This window comes from Paenibacillus sp. sgz302191 (genome assembly GCF_057749925.1).
In genome coordinates this window covers 190111-206911 of record NZ_JBYLHY010000012.1, presented here as the reverse complement: position 1 = coordinate 206911, position 16801 = coordinate 190111, and the positions used below count along the sequence as shown (strand labels likewise).

The window sequence follows — 16801 nt, the reverse complement described above, 5'->3', positions numbered from 1 at the left end:
CGTCCTGGGATGCATCGAATCCGTCAACAATAGTCAAGCTAATTATTTTGCAGCAAGATAGGCGGCCACTTCAGCCAACCGCGAAGCATAACCCCATTCATTGTCGTACCAGGTAGCGACGGATAACAGTTCACCTTGTACTTGGGTTAAAGGCAGGTCGATAATCGAAGAATGCGGATCAGCTACGATACGGGACGAGGCCCATTCCCCTTCCAAAACATCAAGAACGCCCTTTAACTCGCCCTCTCTTGAGGCTTGTCGAAACATATCGTTAATCTCTTGAACTGTGCACCGTTTTTCCGTTATCAGGTTAAGTTCCGCGATGCTTCCGGTACGGGTCGGAATACGATAGGCTTTGCCTGTGATTTGCAGGTCGCTCCAAATAAATTTCAGAGCTTTGGCTGCACCTGAGGACGACGGAATGATATTCTCGGCGGCAGCCCATGAATCCCGACGGTCCTTCATCGGCTGATCCGTTAACGATTGCGTGTTTGTATACGAGTGTACCGTGGAAAACAAGCCGTATTGAATGCCATAGTTTTCCCGGACCAATTTAACTACCGGTGCAAGCGCATTGGTCGTGCAGCTCGCCATGCTAATGATTTTATGCTTATCCGGATCGAAGCTTTCTAAGTTGATTCCCTTAAGCAATACTGCGTCGCAGTCTTCTAACGATTTGCTCGGGCCGCTGACAAGCACCCTTTTGGCGCCTCGCTCCAAATGCAGCTCAGCTACCGGTCGTGTAACGGCGCGTCCGGTACAATCAATAACCAGGTCAACGCCCAACTCACCCCAATTTGGCAATTCACTGGCAGAATTCAAATACCGGATCTCCCGGTCGCCTATCACGATGGCGCCTTCTTGGGCAGAGACATGCTCATGCCAACGCTTGTAATTTGTGTCCACTTCAAAAAGTGCCGCAAGCGTAGCTTCATCTTTAATATCCGATATGGAAAATGGGACAAACAAATTTTGCTGTAATGCCGCCCGAAGGAGTTGTCTTCCGATACGTCCAAATCCAAAAACCGCAATTTTCCCCATAACAGCCTCCATATATATTAGATTAGTTATCCATTTTTGCTGCTGTGAAAGAATCGTTCTTCTTGCACCAGGCGTTGCACCTATCACACCTAAGCCAACTTCCTGAATCCTTTCACATGTAATCATATAATACTTTCAAAATTTTGTGTAGAATAACTTTAGTTTAGGGTGCGCCCGCCGGCCGCCCCTGATTTAGGAAAATAAAGTTTTTTAATTGAAAGCAATTTAACTTCACATTTGTAAACAAGCCAATATTAAAAATAAATCCAAGGATTTCCTTGGATTTATTTTTATATTATCCGATTACTTCTTGTCCACTTGACACTTGTTCTTGCATCCTGAGAGGTCTCCATTTTTGATTCAACATTTTCACTGTCTTCGCTGGGAATAACCCCGATTCTCGACTTATTAATCCTTTCAAATCATTGATTCAATCCTTGACATTCCCTAAGAATACGGAAGATGAATAAGCCAGCAGCGTTGTTAAATGCGTATAGTAATATTTAACGCCTTGTTCCAAACGTCTTGGCGTTATTTCAAGGTTCCCTGCCGTACCCGCTACCTTTCCAGATGCTATGATTTTTGAAAAAGCATCATCCATAACCTTTTTCACTATAGGATGCCCGGCATCTCCGGGATGTCCCAGAGATTGAGAAAGGTCGGATGGGCCTATAAATAACACGTCAATTCCTTCAACTTTAGCGATAGAATCAAGGTTATCTACAGCATCCTTGTCCTCAATTTGGACACAGACCAACAGATCCTGATTAGCCCGTTGGGAATATTCAGTTAAAGTGATCCCAAATCCGTAATTGGCAGAGCGTGTTCCCACAGCCAAACTTCTGCTGCCGATCGGATAATATTTTACAGCATTGATGATTTCCTGAGCCTCTGCCGCAGAACTGACATGTGGCGCTTGTATCCCCATCACACCGCGATCCATGTATTGCCCGATTAGCTCCGGATCGTTTTTTAGCGGTCTAATGATGGGTGTAATGTTGCTCGCTTCCGCTGCCATTACCATGTATTCAACTGTTTCCAAGGATATGGAACCATGCTCGCAATCAATCAGCACCCAATCGTACCCTAATTTGCCGGCCATTTCTACAAGTTGAACAGAAGGGATCATAATGGAGACCCCTAAAACAGCTTTACCTGCTAAAAGTTTTTGCTTCATCATATTTCGCAATGCAGTATCCCCTTAAATGGTTTATTCACGACTTAATCGTTTAATCAGGTTAGCCAGCAGCCTTGTTCTTGGCACCAAGCTTTCGATAACCACAAATTCCTCCGCAGTATGTGCGTTTCCGCCACGCGGACCTAACGCATCAATCGTCGCGACCCCTACGGCCGCAGTCAGGTTGCCGTCCGATCCTGAACCTATTTTCATATCCGATAACGACTCTCCCAGTTGCATCGCTTCTTCTTGAACGATATTCAATAAATGCTCAGTATTTGCATTTTTGATCATCGGCAGTCTTGTAATACCGCCTTGCAAGACTAATGTGGTTCCTTCAATCATTGTAGTCGAGCAAATGTGTTTGATTTTGCGCTCCAACTCCACGGCCTGTTCCGGTGTCTCCATTCGTACATCAATAGAAGCTTTGGCGTGGGCAGCGATCGTGTTGCTGGTCGTTCCGCCGCTAACCACCCCGACATTGACATGTACGCCTGCATTTGGATCGGTCAAAGCATGAAGTTGAACAATTTTATACGCGAGTTCGCCAATGGCGCTTCGTCCTTTTTCCGGTTCTTCTCCGGAATGTGCCGCTTTTCCGGTTACAAGCAATTCGAATTTACCGCCGCCGCGCCTGCCGGTTATAAGCCTCCCCGTCATATCGCTCGGTTCAACGATCAAAGCATACTTAACGTCTGCCGCTTCCTGCTCAATCAGTTTCCTGGAATAGATCGAACCGTGCTCTTCGTCCGAATTCAGAATGATTTTGATCCGCTTGAAACTCTCGTCTCCTTGTTCAATCAAGGATTTTATCGCAAACAGCATCATAACCAAGCTGGCCTTCATATCGTATACGCCAGGCCCGTAAGCAAAAGATTCATCTCGTGAAAAAGGTCGGCTTTGCGTTGTACCTACAGGAAATACCGTGTCCATATGCCCGATAATCAAGATGTTGGGATGTTGCGCTTCAGGATGAACGATGATCAAATGATCGCCCCGTTCGGACTGCCGATCGACCGTAACTTGAAATCCGAGAGCCTGATAAGCAGAGGCCAACACATTCCCTACCTGATCCACACCCGCTTTATAAAATGTCCCGCTATCGATATTGACAAGCTCCTCAAGCAGCTTGAGCATATCCGTTTCCTTGTCTTCCCAAAATTTTGTTGGCATTGCGCCTCATCCTTTCTTTGCGGCTTTCAAAAGAGCTCCTCTCGTATTTTCACAAAAACAATCAACGAGATACGTCGATCCATTCACATCCACGATCCGAATTCCTTTTGTTCGTTCGGAATCCGCATATATGTCCTCATACTTAACAGTGTCGTGCTGAACCGCCTGCTCCTCGTAACCGTTCAAACCTTCAAATAAAACCCTTCCCGAAAAGCCGCTTTCGCCCGTAACTCCAAGCAAGTGCAAAACCGTTGGGGCAATGTCAATAATGCCTGCCGGAATATGCGCCGCATAGTTCTTTTTAAAGCTGGGTCCGAATCCCATGCAAAACGGCCGCATATCTTCATTTCGGATAGAGCCATGATAGGATTTATTCTCCGTCTTGGAGTTTAGGTAATGAACAACTCCTTGAATGCCATCCGGGTTCACTTCATCGGTCCACGCTGGAACAACGGCTAACAGAGGCGCTCTGTCGTGAGTAATGCTGCCGAGTACCGCGCTCAAAGGCATCGCATTGTTCAGCTGCTGATCAAGCGGTTCTTTCGCCAATAGCATACCGCACCAAGGTTGGGCAGAGAGCCAGTCAGCGAGCGCCTGCAATTCCTCTACTTGATTTTCGTCCCCATAAATAAAAGCGTCCACTGCGACAAAATTCAGTTCTCTGTTCAATTCTTTCCGGGCTTGATTCAAATAATGCTCCAGACTGCCGACCATGTTTGCTGTCGAATGTCCGTGATCGCTGATGAGCAATATATCCAATTCATCCTCGAGGCCAAGTCGCGAGACAGCCTCCAAAATCTCGGACAAACATTGATCCACTAGCTTTTGGGCTTGTCTAGTCTCATGCGATGCGATGCCGAAATAATGCTGCGTATCGTCCGGTTCGGGAAGCCACAGCACCATGACAGTATTCTGTTCATCGGGCAACTGCTGTTCAATGAGCGTCCGAGTTGCCCATAAAGTGCGTTCCTTCTTTTTGATCCAGACATCGGATTCGCTAGCGGCAGGGCCTCGCTCGGCATGCAGCTGGCTAAGCTCCGGGATCCCATAGTCGGTAGAAGGATTCATGACATGCTGCGGATGATGAAAATTCCAGATCAACGAAGCCCCGGGCGAGCTTCCGGCCGAAACCGTCAAACGCAAGTCCGCTTGGGCTAAACGATCCCCTAACGTCGGACGCAAGAGCAGCTCTTCCCCCGTTCGCTGTTGAAATTGCATTAATTCTCGGTGGTCTCCTGTCTGGAGCAGTCCGTCCTCTGAAAAACGGGGCGCGTACATGAGATTGTTCATCAACCCATGCTGTCCCGGATAGCATCCTGTGGTTAAAGAGGCCATGCATACCCGTGTAAGCGATGGATATACCGAATAAAAAGATTGGAACACCGTCCCGCTTTTCATTAACCGGCAATACGTAGGCATCGTATCGGCTTTAACCTGATCGGGCCTTAATCCGTCCGCTCCGATAATGAGTACCCGCCGTCCCGAAGGACTTTTCTTCTCAGCCGTTTTTCCCATGGTGTTCATTCCTTTTTATTTTATAGTCATCCGTTTTTTTGCTATCCTCTATTTCTTAAGCAGCGCACGTATCTGGTCGGCGGCTTCCTTCATCGATTCTTGGGCCGGAACATTTTGAGCATAGGTTTTACCGATTGCCTTTTGGAGCTCTGCTTCGATTTTATCGAAGTCAGGCACGACCGGGAGTGCCCTTCCGTAGGGAAGCTCATCGACAGCGGTTTTGAAGAACGGATTTTGTTCATAAAACTTCACCATTTCAGGCGCTTGAGCGGCAGATTTTCGAATCGGCATATATCCGGTGTGCTGAGTGAAATAAATGGTTTGCTGTTTATCGGTAAGAAACTTGATGAACTTCCAGGCCGCGTCTTGCTTTTCCTTGGGGGCCTTCGCTACAATGGCGAGATTCCCCCCGGAAGACGTAGTTACGGCATACTCTTTAAACTTTGGTACGAAACCGACGCCAAGGTTAAACTTGATACTTTTTTGAATCTCACTCAAGTCGGCTGTCGAGGCCACCAGGAAAGCCACCTTGCCATTTTTAAAATTGACGAGTTCCTGCCCGCTGTCGGTAGTCGTCCCGCCCGTAGGCTGCATCATCGTTTTCGTGTCATATATCATGTTCCGATACATTTCCAAACCTTGAATCGCCGGCGCTTGGTCGAGCACAACCTCCTTTTGATCTGGGCTGAAAATATCTCCGCCATTGGACCACATCAACGAGTAGTAATAGAGAGGCGGCAGATAGGTCGAGAAGCCGAATCGTTCTGTTTTCCCATCCTTGACGACGGTCGCTTTCTTCGCGGCGGCCACCAATTCGTCCCATGTGGACACCGGATGCTCCGGATCAAGCCCGATCTCCTTCACGATATCTTTGTTGTAATACAAGATCGACGTACTCCGGTTGAAGGGAAGGGTGTATGTCTTTCCATCGATTGAAGTGTTCTTTACAAAGCTGTCCACAAAATCGCCGTAATCCAAGTTCGAATCGTTTTGAATATAAGAGTCAAGTGGCAGCAATGCTTTATTGTAAGCAAAGGTTGGCCAGAATCTGGCGTTCAACTGAACAACATCCGGTACAGCATTGCCCACAATTGCCGTCAATAGCTTCTTGCCGATATTATTCGTAGTCTCCTGGAACACCGCATTGACCTTTACCTCATTTTGCGATTGATTAAATTGTTCGACCAAACTCTTGGTGGTATCCCCGATCACCCCGCCATTGCCATACCAAAACTCAATTTGCACCGGCTTCCCCTGCTGATGCTGCGATGAGGAAGAAGACGGAGCTTCTTGCCCGCAGCCTGCCAGCAACATGACCGAACATGACGCCACGATAACACTTTTAATGAATTTACGTTTCATTGGTTTCACCTCATATTTATAATGGCTTATCGCTTACTTTAAACCCGTAGTGGCCACGCCTTTTACAATAAACTTCTGCATGGAAATGAACAATCCGGCTAATGGCGCGATAATGACTGCGGCAACTGCCATGACCAGATTCCACTGCGTTCCTCCTTCCGTAATAAATCGCGTCAGTCCTAACTGAACCGTTCGCAAATTTTCATTATTAGTCACAATGAGCGGCCAAAACAATTCATTGTAACTCTTGATAAAGGACAACAAGATATACGTCACAACGGCTGCTCCCGACAAAGGGATAATCAAATGGCGCATGATTCTGGCGTGTCCGCAACCATCGAGAATGGCGGCTTCCTCCAATTCCTTCGGTACCTGCATAAAGGCCTGCCGCAGCATAAATATGCCAAAGGCATTCACACTGAATGGCGCGATCAAGCCCGCATACGTATCCACCCACCCAAATTGTTTGATCGTCAAAAAATTAGGGATAAACGTGATTTGGTTCGGAATCATCATAGTAGCCAGAACCGAGAGAAATAGAAAGCCACTTCCTTTGAACCGCAGTCTGGCAAAAGCATAAGCCGCCGGGATGATCAGCAGCAGTTGCACGATGATAATGACGCTTGCTGTAAACAGGCTATTGAACAGATACCGAAGCAGCGGAGCGGAATTCCATATTTCTACGTAATTTTCCGGGCGGAATACTTCCGGGATCAAGGTCGGAGGGAACACGAACACTTGATCGAAGCTCTTTAATGAAGTGCTCAACATCCAAACAAAAGGAAATAGCATAATGAATGAAAAGAGACTCAAAAAGGCGTATCCGAACCATCGAAATGCAACTTGTTGCAATCTCATTGATAGTGCACCCACCTTTTGGAGACCTTCATCTGGATAAACGTGATGAACAGAAGGATAACAAAAAGCGCTGTCGCGGCTGCGGAAGCATAGCCAATTTCAAAAAAATCAAAGGCATGTTGGTAAATGTAATAAATCATCATATTTGTGCTTTCGGCAGGCCCGCCTCGCGTCATCGAATACAGCAGATCAAAATCCTCAAAAGCGCCAATTAGCGCGACGATAAGAACAAAAAAGATATAAGGAGAGAGCAGCGGCAACGTAATATTTTTAAACAACTGCAGCCTTCCCGCTTCATCCATCTTGGCCGCTTCATACAGCGAATCCGCTATGTTTTGCTTGCCGGCCAGCAGAATCACCATGTAGTAACCGACCACCTTCCATACTTTCGTAATGATTAGCGCAGCCATGGCCCACCCCGGCTTGGCCAGCCAAGGAGCAGGAGGAATCGAGAAGAAACCGAGCACCCAGTTAATAAGACCGAAATTCTGGTCGTACAGCCATACCCATAGGGTGCCAATAGCCGCCATGGGCGTAATGTAGGGCAAAAATACGACCGAACGAAACAACCTGACGCCCCGCAGTTTTTCATCCAGCACAACAGCCAGTACTGTAGCCAGTAAGACCGTAAAGCCGACTGAGAAGATTCCAAATATAAACGTCTGTCCAACCACCTTCCAAAATTCGGGCGCGGTAAGCATCTTCGTATAATTGCCAGCGAAAATCCAATTAAAATCAGGGGTAATCAGATTCCAATCCGTCAAGCTCAGAAAAAATGTCATACACATCGGATAAAGATGAAATACAACGAGCAGAACAACGGCTGGAAAAACCAATAAATAAGCGGTTAAGTTCGTATACGCCCATTTGGCTCTGCTTGTTTTGCTTTTCACCGATTGCTCGCTCAAACCCCTCTTCCTTTCCAAAATTCTATGGTTATCCATGTGCCATGGATTCAAGTCAGATTCTCCTCTCTCATTTTCAATGGAGACAACGCCGACCTGATCAATGCAACAGCCTCCTGCAATTGTGTCATGGATGTGGCGTATGAAAGCCGAATAAAATGGGGAGCCTGAAACATTTCCCCCGGCGTCACAACGACACCCGCCTGCTCCAGCAAGTATTCGGCAAAGTCTTTGCTGCTAGCAATCGTCCCCTTCTCATAAACAGAACCAAAGTAACGGGACACATCAACCATCAAGTAAAAAGCGCCTCTCGCATTGGGACATGCCAATCCTCGAATCGATCGAATCTCACGAATCAGATATTGCCTCCGTTCATCAAATGATTCGGTCATTTTCTTTACCGTATCTCCTTCATCTTTGAGCGCGGCAATCGCCGCGTATTGACCAATCGAGCTTGGATTGGAGGTGGTGTAACTTTGAAGGACCGTCATTGCCCGAATCACAGGCAATGGGCCGCAGGCGTAACCGATTCGCCAGCCCGTCATGGCAAACGCTTTGGATAACCCGTTTATCGTAATCGTCCGCGATTTAATTGCCTCGCTTAAAGCCGCGATCGAAGGAACTTTATCGCCGTAGATCAAATGTTCATAGATTTCATCCGCAATAATGTAAAGTTGATGACGAACGGCAATCATGCCAATGGCATACAACGTTTCCCGATCAAGCACCGTTCCGGTCGGGTTGTTGGGATTTGTCAGCAAAATAGCCCGCGTCTTGGAAGTTATTTTACTGCTAAGCCGCTCCACGTTTAGTTGAAAATCTTGTTCCGGTTCGGTTTCAACAAACACGGGACGCGCCCCTGCATGTGCGATCATTTCCGGGTAACTCCCCCAGCAGGGAATCGGCAAAAGAACTTCGTCGCCTTCGTTGCATATCGAGAGCAACGCATTCGCCACTGCTTGTTTGGCACCGGTGGTGATTATCACCTCCTCCGGGCTGTAACTAAGACCGTTTTCTCGCTTGAGTTTTTCGCTGACTGCCTGCCGAACTTCATATGTACCCTGCACGGGGGTATATTTTGTCACACCTTTAATAATCGCTTCTATACCTGCATGAGCGATATGGATCGGTGTGGGAAAATCCGGTTCGCCCACGTTAAGAGCGATGAGCTTGCGCCCCGATCGGCGGAGCGCTTCGACTTTATCTCTTAATTCCGCTCCGATGTAAGGATTTAACGCACAAACACGATGGCTCAGTTCGTAATTCAATGATTGTTTCCCCTTTCGTTCCATGTGGTTTCTACATAGAAATCTTAACATCTGAATGTAATACAAGTGTAAAAACAACGTAAATATATTGTTAATTTTATAAAAAACCAATATAAAACAAATTAAAAACAACACGTCATTTGTTTCCAAACGACGTGTTGTTTTTATCGCACTTGAATTTAGATAGAAACCCATTTTAATGAGGACAATTCGATGTGTGTTTTCCATTCTTCAGGCAAGTTCGTATCCGTAATAATCATGTCCACTTCATGTATGGTTGTTACTTTATACAGATGCTTGACTCCCATTTTAGAGGCATCCGCTACAAGCACTTTCTTTTGGCTTTGAGTGAGCAAGCCTTTCATCATTAGCGCGCTCTCGCTTTGAAACGTACTTATATTATCAGGTGTAAAGCCTCCGCAGGAAAAAAAAGCTTTGTTTACGGTAATGTCCTTTAACATGTCTTGAGCGAGTACGCCCGACATCCCCATCGAAGAAACTTGAAGCTCTCCGCCTATCTGAATCACTCGCCCGTCAAATACTCCGTTTCGCTTATATTGAGCGAATTCAAAAATGATAGGAACGGAATTGCTGACTACCGTAAGCTCCTTTTTGTCTCTTAAGAATGGCGGCATTTGGGCGATGGTGCTCCCTGCCTGGAGGAATATAATATCGTTGTCCTCCACCCATTTGGCTGCCTCGGCAGCCAGTTTTCTTTTGACCTCCAGATTGATCGACTCTCGATCGTTATATGCCCATTCCAGCTTTTGATGGCTCGTTTTGATCGCTCCGCCAAATATTTTTTTTAATTTGTTCAGACCTTCCAGCTTGTCCAGGTCTCGACGAATGGTCTCGGTTGTCACGCCGAATTTTTCGGCAAGCTCTTGTACATAGACTTTGTCGTGTTCCTCCAGTTCCTTCAATATCTCTTTCCTTCTTTTTTCCACTTCACTATAGGAAGAATGCATCCTTACCCTCCAAACTATGTATGTCATTCCATTACATTTATCTTAACTGAATCACACCAAAGAATCCATGGGGAAATGACGTATTTAACCTTGCTTTTTGATCATTTACAATTCAATAACAATGCAATTTCATCCTATTACCACATTCAGTCGGAATTTACAACATAAAAACCACATATTGGATTATTCAAGTATTTGGTAGTATAAGCCGATTAGATTTTGTTCGGTATATATACTAAGCGTTATGTATACAAGATGCAAGAATACTACTACCTGACAGATTAATTTGCTCATTTTATTACGGAGACTTGACATTATTCTGCCCGACTAGATGAGCGAGGCTGCACAAAATTCTTTCGATCTGGGTATAAGAAAACACTGCCCGCGAAAGGCAGTGTGCTTCAGCCTTGAAACAAAGATACGCAATCTTGCAGCGCTTATTCGAGTTCCTCTTTTTCTTTTTTAGTGTCATCACACTTTCAACCCCAAAGCTTTGGGAGTCCAATGAATGTGTCGGATCCCCGTCATGCTTTTTCGTGAATTGCGAGGGGTTAATCTGTATTTTTCCCCCGGTTAGACCATACCGGGATACCGTCCACCGAATGCATTTGGACTAACGGCATCAATACGGGCTAAATCATCAGAAGTAAGTTGAATATCTAATGCCCCAACATTTTCTTCAAGATATTGTCGGCGTTTCGTACCTGGAATCGACAAAGTGCCTTTAGCTATTGTCCATGCTATTGCCAACTGTACAACCGTGCAGTTCTTCACTTTGGCGATTTCCCCAAGTTTGTCAACGATGTCAACATTCTTTTGGAAGTTTTCACCTTGGAACCTAGGCAAATTTCTACGAATATCATCGACTTTAAGATCCTCATAATTACGAAGTTCGCCGGTGATAAATCCCCTGCTTAGAGGACTGTAAGCTACAAAAGTGATGCCCAACTCTCTTACGGTAGGAAGGATTTCTTCTTCAACGTCCCGACTCCAAAGGGAGTATTCCGTTTGTAATGCAGAAATGGGATGTACAGCATGTGCTCGACGAATAGTAGAAGCATCTGCTTCAGAAAGACCAAGATAACGCACTTTCCCGGCCTTAACTAGATCAGCCATTGCACCAACCGTCTCCTCAATTGGGACATTAGGATCGACCCGGTGCTGGTAATAAAGATCGATATAATCCAGATCAAGACGTCGCAGGCTCTCGTCGATTGCTTTCTTTACGTAATCAGGGTGTCCACCGATGAACTCCCAATTGGATCCAAATGAAAACTTGGTAGCAACAATTGCTTGCTCCCTCCGCCCTTTTAAAGCTTTGCCTAAAAGTTCCTCGTTATGACCGTTGCCATACGTATCAGCTGTATCAAGCAACGTTACTCCAAGTTCCAGAGCTCGATGAATGGTCTTGATGGACTCTTCATCATTGATGGTGCCGTAGATTCCCGGGGACATCCCCATCATACCCAATCCGATAGAAGGAAAATGGACTTCAATCCGTTCGAATGGATGAAATCGCAAAAGTGATGGAGATTAGCAGAGTGACTCTATATAAATATTTTTCAACCAAAGAAGAAATAATCGGATTCATCGTGGATGGATTTGTTGATTACATGAATGATCCGACTTTCTGCCCATTGGATTCGGATCAAAGTTTCGGTACCCGATTCCAGCAAATATTCGAGCAGTCCGTTTCACTTACCGAATATTTCACGGATATTTTCTTAAAGGAACTCGAAACCAGTTACCCGGATTGGTATGATCGATTGAATGTAGCCATGAAGCAGCGAGAACAGCAGGTTTTGACTTTCTACGATGAAGGAATTCAAAAAGGGATTTTTAATCATATCAATGGCAAGCTGTTAATTAAGCAGGATGAAATTCTAAGGGGGATGTTCAATGCTAAATATCTAATGATGAATCAATTAACTGTTCAACAAATTTTATATGATTATTATCAATTAAAGAAAATTCAGTTATTCAAATCCGAAAAGCTTTCAGCAATTGATGATGAAATCATGATACCGAGAATTGAGTATTTGACTCAAAAGATTACCAAAAACCTTTTTTGACATAAATACGCAGATGACCTGCGTGTTTCGGTTTCGTTAAATTGCCCTTTTCAGCGATACCCCAATAACAAGAGGCTCCCACTGATCTGATAAGCTTCTTGACACTATTTCGGTGTTTGAAAGGCAAAAAAACCCGCCTTTCCGTTCGGGATTGGCGCGTTCCTCATTCGATTTCCGCTTGGTCCTTGCCGCCACTTCGCATTTTTCATTTTTGGGGCATTTTAACTCGAATCCATGCCGTTACGAACAGGAGCAGTCCGAGAAAAACGTAGAAGAAATCGAACACAACTTGGCTCGTTGCCAAGTAAGTCTCGAATACGTCCACGCTTGAGGGTCCCCACATGCTGATTACGAGAGTAAAAAAGCCGATCGGGAACACAATCGCCCGATATTGTTTGAGTCCGAGCCATTGGGCCGCCCCCAATACTGCCGTATACAAATAGGAAGTCAGTTGAACGAACGTACCGAGAATCCAGACGGCCAACATCAAAACGTCAATGTGCTGGAAAAATTGGCCGACGCCGATATAGCGGACAACTTCAATGAACGGATAATTCAACGTGTGGGCATGCTTGCCGAAAAGTAAGACGGATACGAGCCCGGAAACGGATAGCGTAACCATGAGCCCGAACCAGGTTGCCATCATGCACCTCATCGTTTTCTTCTGATTCGACACGAACGGAAAATACAGTCCGAGCATCATATAGCCGGAGAACCAACTGAACGGGACAATGGCCCCCTTGGCGGAAGGAGCAATCCCTTTGCCCATGATCGGTAAAATACGGTTTGCGTCCCATTCGGGAATCGATAAGATAATCAGCAGTCCGAACACGAGGAATGTGAGCGGCAGGAACAGCTGTGCCAGCCGCCCCAACACCTCGACGCCTCCTCTGACCGCAAAGGAAACAAGCAGTAGCATGCCGCCCATGGCGACAAGTGCCGGTGTTTTTTGCAAAAAGACGACCGATATGAAGTCGCCATACTCTCTCAAGATGACGGAAGTCAAATTTACACCGTAAAAGATGACGGTAAAGCCCGCCGCTTTGCCCAGCCACGGACCGAGCAGCCGCCCGCTGTACTGGATGATGGTTTCCGTCGGAAACATACGGCTAAGCCGAAGCATCGCAAGCACGAAGAGCAAACCGGCCAGGTGGGCCCAGATCGGCGACAGCCACAAATCGCGCTCGGCCTCCTCCCCCGTTATCTTCGGAATAAACAGAATCCCGTCGTATGCGGCTACCGCATAAAAAAGAAGTCCTAGCTGTGCTGCGGAAATCTTCCCTTTCTCCACCATCGGCAAACCTCCCCCCTCACTTCAACCCGGCGGTCAGCGGTTTGAGTACACTATTGAATAGCTCGATCGGTCCGGGCATATTCGGAAAAACAAGGACGAGCACGGCCGCGATCCAGCCGGCAGCTGTGACGGCGATCAATGCCGCCCGTTCTCTCTTGCATTCGAATTCGAGACCGCGCCATTCGGCCCAAACCATCAACGCGGCTGCGCACGTTACTCCCGCTATGTTCAACCAAGTCACGGGCTCGACACCTCTTTTCGCGGTTCATCCGGCGGGCTCGTTGTACATCCCGATATGCCGGACGCTAACCTTGACCTTCACCTTGACTTGCATAGAAGGAAAAATCCGCTCCCAGCGGTCTTGCAATTGTTGCCATTCCCTCGGATGACGGCGATTGATCACTTCGCCGAAACCGAAAATGTCGGCCCCCATCCCCTGGGCTTGCTTGATTGTGGTCTTCACACGATGGCGGATGTCGTCGGCCGCCGCTTTTTCGACCTGGCGGATGAATTTCGGATCGGACGTTTTGAAGCGAGTCGTATTTTGAACGACGCTCACCTCAGCTTCGATCCCGACCTCCATTCGCGGCATTCCTTCCTCCAAGCCAGGAACGAATCGGGTGCTGGAAGTAAGAACGCCAATCGATATGAGCGAAGATGTAGGCTCTTTCAACTTCACGGTTTCGACATCGCCTTTCACTTGATGAAGCAGCCATTTCACTCCCGAGAACGACTCCCCTTGGATCACTCCAGCCATGCGGTCGCGGGAAAAAACGGCATAACCTTTCACATAGGGAACGCTTTCCTTGCCATCCCGCGTGATATCGAGGTAAGGCAGAATCGCCGTTTCCGATTTTTTGCCGAGCTTTTGCACCAGGAGGTTGAGCGTTATCGGCCAACGGAAGACGCGAGCGGCTTCACCGCCCAGAAAGTCCGCTTTGGTCTGTTCGAGCGGTGAGGCGGAAGTGAGAAAATCGCGCACGGCTCCCTTGCAGACGAACGGCTGAACCCTCAAGCGAATATGATTGTCGCGCACAAAATAATCCAACTGTTCCCGGAACTGATCGCGGGACAACGCCTCCCCTACGACCAACATTTCCAGTTGCCCCCAGTAGATGTCGCGGGGCAGCTTGCGCTGCAGTTTGGAGGCTGCGGCAGCAGCCGTCGCTCCCGAAGCGGACCAGATCAAAGTCGGACCGCTTCTTTTGGAGGTGTTGCCGCTCATCTGCGTCTTGCTTCCTTCCTGCTTCGGCACGACGATCTCCAATGTCAATTCGATCTCCCCGTCATCCTTTCGGTCCAACCCGGCGATCGTCACGATCGCCAGATCGTTCACTTCCTTTCGGTCCCAGCAACCCGTCGACAATAGCAAAGCGGACACCGCTATCACGAGCGAAAGCCGCTTGCAGGCACATATCCAGGGGAATGCCCTCCTTATCTCCATATTCCGTCAGCGTCCGCCTCCTTCGCCTGGCTCCGGTTTCTGCCCCCGGGCAAGTCGCCGGCGGTTTCGCATACTCGCAAAACCGGGACGCATCGTCATATTCCATCTTGGAGCCCGAATCGCGGTATCCTTCATTTCGTTTGCCTCCAATGGCGCGAACGGGGATAAATAAGGGACGCCGTAGGAGCGAAGCATGCACAAATGGATGGCAACGGCGATAATGCCGAACATAACGCCGAGCATGCCCAGCGTCCCTCCGAGCACGATGAGCGGCAGCCGCAAAAGGCGGATGGCGAGCTCCAGCGAATAATGCGGAGCCGTAAATCCTGCAATGCCCGTGAACGCGATGATGATGACGATCGGCGCCGACACGAGCCCCGCCGATACTGCGGCTTCTCCGACGACGAGCGCACCGACGATCGTAACGGCCGAACCGATTTGCCGCGGAAGGCGAAGCCCGGCTTCGCGCAGCACCTCGAATGCGAGCTGCATCATCATCACTTCCACGAACGTCGGAAACGGAATTGCCTCGCGTGCGGAGGCGATGCTGGTCAACAATTTGCCCGGTACCATTTCATGATGAAAATTCAAAATCGCGACGTACACCGCCGGAAGAACCATGGAAATGAACAGTGTTATGTAGCGTAAGAAACGCAGAACACTGGCGTATAATGCGCGGTTGTAATAATCGTCCGCAGCTTGCAGAAGCGTCGCCAACGTCGCGGGAACGATCAGCGCATCGGGCGTGCCGTTGACCAGCAGAACAATGCGGCCTTCGAGCAGGCCCGCAGCCGCTATATCGACCCGTTCCGTAAATTGCTGTTGAGGAAACGGCGAGAACGGATTGTCTTCCGTCAGTTCTTCTATGTATCCCGATTCCAGCACGCCGTCCAGATCAATGTGCTCGAGCCGGCTTTGCACCTCTTGCAGCAAGGAAGGCTTGGCCAGACCGTCAATATAAGCGATATAGACTTCCGTCCCTGTATAGCGGCCGATCCTTTGTGATTTTAGCTTCAGCTTGACACTCTGAATTTTGCGTCGCAACAGCGATAGATTGGTCGCAATCGATTCGGTGAAGCCTTCTCGCGGCCCCCGCAGCGACGGTTCGGTCTTCGGCTCTTCCACATTGCGCTTGTCCCACTTGGAGATTCCAAGCAGCAGAGCGCCGGTGCAACCGTCGATCAGGAGCACGGTATACCCTTTGATCAATTGCCCGGCGCATTCCTCGACAGTCGCGACCTCATCGGCGGACACGATGGGCAAAAGTCTGTGCTTGACCGCTTGCAAATCGGCGCATACCGCGTCCTGTGATTGCATGAGCGGCTTCAGGACGCTGTTGTCAATCTCCTGCCCGTCCGACATGCCGGGGATGTTGACGAGCTCCGCCCGGATCGTTCCGGCCACCTGGAAGGAGCGGAACGAAACGTCGTCGGCTTCGCCCAAGACCTGTTTGAGCGCCTCTACATTGCGGTCCAACTCCGGAACAAAAGCCGTGTGATCAGCGGATTCGAAGCTGCCGTCACAGGTAGAATTTCGTGTCCGCATGGCCCCCTCCTTGCCGTTCGATTCCATCACTGGCCGTATCATCTTGTTAACGCACCATTATTTTATCCATAAAACGGCTTTTCATCCCATCTTTCACCAGCCGTAGTAACAAGTATGGACATAATTTTCATTCATTTGTGGCGCCGCCACAGCACCGTGGAAGTCTGGATATCCGAAAA

15 protein-coding genes are annotated in these 16801 nt (G+C 48.0%); 1 reads left to right on the top strand and 14 read right to left on the bottom strand.

What is annotated here, in order from left to right; genetic code table 11:
- Positions 1 to 42: 42 nt before the first annotated feature.
- The 10 genes from AC3G2T_RS19025 to AC3G2T_RS18980 form a co-directional block, all read right to left on the bottom strand.
- Entirely contained in the window at positions 43 to 1041 is a 999-nt protein-coding gene (locus AC3G2T_RS19025) for a type I glyceraldehyde-3-phosphate dehydrogenase (RefSeq protein ID WP_488436538.1), read from the bottom strand.
- Between the two features lie 430 nt (positions 1042 to 1471).
- Complete coding sequence (locus tag AC3G2T_RS19020; protein ID WP_488436561.1) at positions 1472 to 2221, bottom strand: HpcH/HpaI aldolase family protein; 750 nt, start codon at positions 2219 to 2221, stop codon at positions 1472 to 1474.
- Positions 2222 to 2251: 30 nt separating this feature from the next.
- A complete protein-coding gene (locus AC3G2T_RS19015; RefSeq protein WP_488436537.1) occupies positions 2252 to 3391 on the bottom strand; it encodes a M20 family metallopeptidase in 1140 nt (379 codons plus the stop codon).
- A 6-nt stretch (positions 3392 to 3397) separates the two neighbouring features.
- Positions 3398 to 4906, bottom strand: a complete 1509-nt coding sequence (locus tag AC3G2T_RS19010; protein ID WP_488436536.1) for an alkaline phosphatase family protein — start codon at positions 4904 to 4906, stop codon at positions 3398 to 3400.
- A gap of 48 nt (positions 4907 to 4954) precedes the next feature.
- The gene (locus AC3G2T_RS19005) at positions 4955 to 6268 is read right to left on the bottom strand and encodes an ABC transporter substrate-binding protein (protein WP_474680818.1); all 1314 of its coding nucleotides are present in this window, start codon (positions 6266 to 6268) and stop codon (positions 4955 to 4957) included.
- Positions 6269 to 6301: 33 nt separating this feature from the next.
- Positions 6302 to 7126: a carbohydrate ABC transporter permease gene (locus AC3G2T_RS19000; RefSeq protein ID WP_488436535.1), complete on the bottom strand. Its 825-nt coding sequence runs from the start codon at positions 7124 to 7126 to the stop codon at positions 6302 to 6304.
- Positions 7123 to 8034, bottom strand: a complete 912-nt coding sequence (locus AC3G2T_RS18995; protein ID WP_488436534.1) for a carbohydrate ABC transporter permease — start codon at positions 8032 to 8034, stop codon at positions 7123 to 7125. Before AC3G2T_RS18995 ends, AC3G2T_RS19000 begins: the two co-directional genes overlap by 4 nt.
- A gap of 47 nt (positions 8035 to 8081) precedes the next feature.
- A complete protein-coding gene (locus AC3G2T_RS18990) occupies positions 8082 to 9299 on the bottom strand; it encodes a pyridoxal phosphate-dependent aminotransferase (RefSeq protein ID WP_488436533.1) in 1218 nt (405 codons plus the stop codon).
- Positions 9300 to 9478: 179 nt separating this feature from the next.
- Positions 9479 to 10267 (bottom strand): DeoR/GlpR family DNA-binding transcription regulator, encoded by a 789-nt coding sequence (locus tag AC3G2T_RS18985; RefSeq protein WP_488436532.1) that lies wholly within the window; start codon positions 10265 to 10267, stop codon positions 9479 to 9481.
- 573 nt (positions 10268 to 10840) lie between these two features.
- Complete coding sequence (locus tag AC3G2T_RS18980; protein ID WP_488436531.1) at positions 10841 to 11731, bottom strand: aldo/keto reductase; 891 nt, start codon at positions 11729 to 11731, stop codon at positions 10841 to 10843.
- 77 nt (positions 11732 to 11808) lie between these two features.
- On the opposite strand from AC3G2T_RS18980, the gene AC3G2T_RS18975 reads away from it, so the two are divergent.
- Positions 11809 to 12339, top strand: coding sequence for a TetR/AcrR family transcriptional regulator (locus AC3G2T_RS18975; RefSeq protein WP_488436565.1), 531 nt, complete (start codon positions 11809 to 11811; stop codon positions 12337 to 12339).
- A gap of 205 nt (positions 12340 to 12544) precedes the next feature.
- Here AC3G2T_RS18975 and AC3G2T_RS18970 read toward each other — a convergent pair whose 3' ends face one another.
- The 4 genes from AC3G2T_RS18970 to AC3G2T_RS18955 are packed head-to-tail and all read right to left on the bottom strand — an operon-like array spanning position 12545 to position 16622.
- The gene (locus AC3G2T_RS18970) at positions 12545 to 13633 is read right to left on the bottom strand and encodes a GerAB/ArcD/ProY family transporter (protein ID WP_474680812.1); all 1089 of its coding nucleotides are present in this window, start codon (positions 13631 to 13633) and stop codon (positions 12545 to 12547) included.
- Between the two features lie 16 nt (positions 13634 to 13649).
- Positions 13650 to 13874, bottom strand: coding sequence for a hypothetical protein (locus AC3G2T_RS18965; RefSeq protein ID WP_488436530.1), 225 nt, complete (start codon positions 13872 to 13874; stop codon positions 13650 to 13652).
- A 24-nt stretch (positions 13875 to 13898) separates the two neighbouring features.
- On the bottom strand, positions 13899 to 15023 hold the full coding sequence (locus AC3G2T_RS18960; RefSeq protein WP_488436529.1) for a Ger(x)C family spore germination protein: 1125 nt from the start codon (positions 15021 to 15023) through the stop codon (positions 13899 to 13901).
- Between the two features lie 60 nt (positions 15024 to 15083).
- On the bottom strand, positions 15084 to 16622 hold the full coding sequence (locus tag AC3G2T_RS18955; protein WP_488436528.1) for a spore germination protein: 1539 nt from the start codon (positions 16620 to 16622) through the stop codon (positions 15084 to 15086).
- Between the last annotated feature and the right edge of the window lie 179 nt (positions 16623 to 16801).

What these genes read in the sequence shown, in the direction of transcription:
- AC3G2T_RS19025 (WP_488436538.1), bottom strand. Translation starts at nt 1,041, where the DNA reads ATGGGGAAAATTGCGGTTTTTGGATTTGGACGTATCGGAAGACAACTC.
- AC3G2T_RS19020 (WP_488436561.1), bottom strand. Translation starts at nt 2,221, where the DNA reads ATGATGAAGCAAAAACTTTTAGCAGGTAAAGCTGTTTTAGGGGTCTCC.
- AC3G2T_RS19015 (WP_488436537.1), bottom strand. Translation starts at nt 3,391, where the DNA reads ATGCCAACAAAATTTTGGGAAGACAAGGAAACGGATATGCTCAAGCTG.
- AC3G2T_RS19010 (WP_488436536.1), bottom strand. Translation starts at nt 4,906, where the DNA reads ATGGGAAAAACGGCTGAGAAGAAAAGTCCTTCGGGACGGCGGGTACTC.
- AC3G2T_RS19005 (WP_474680818.1), bottom strand. Translation starts at nt 6,268, where the DNA reads ATGAAACGTAAATTCATTAAAAGTGTTATCGTGGCGTCATGTTCGGTC.
- AC3G2T_RS19000 (WP_488436535.1), bottom strand. Translation starts at nt 7,126, where the DNA reads ATGAGATTGCAACAAGTTGCATTTCGATGGTTCGGATACGCCTTTTTG.
- AC3G2T_RS18985 (WP_488436532.1), bottom strand. Translation starts at nt 10,267, where the DNA reads ATGCATTCTTCCTATAGTGAAGTGGAAAAAAGAAGGAAAGAGATATTG.
- AC3G2T_RS18980 (WP_488436531.1), bottom strand. Translation starts at nt 11,731, where the DNA reads ATGATGGGGATGTCCCCGGGAATCTACGGCACCATCAATGATGAAGAG.
- AC3G2T_RS18970 (WP_474680812.1), bottom strand. Translation starts at nt 13,633, where the DNA reads ATGGTGGAGAAAGGGAAGATTTCCGCAGCACAGCTAGGACTTCTTTTT.
- AC3G2T_RS18955 (WP_488436528.1), bottom strand. Translation starts at nt 16,622, where the DNA reads ATGCGGACACGAAATTCTACCTGTGACGGCAGCTTCGAATCCGCTGAT.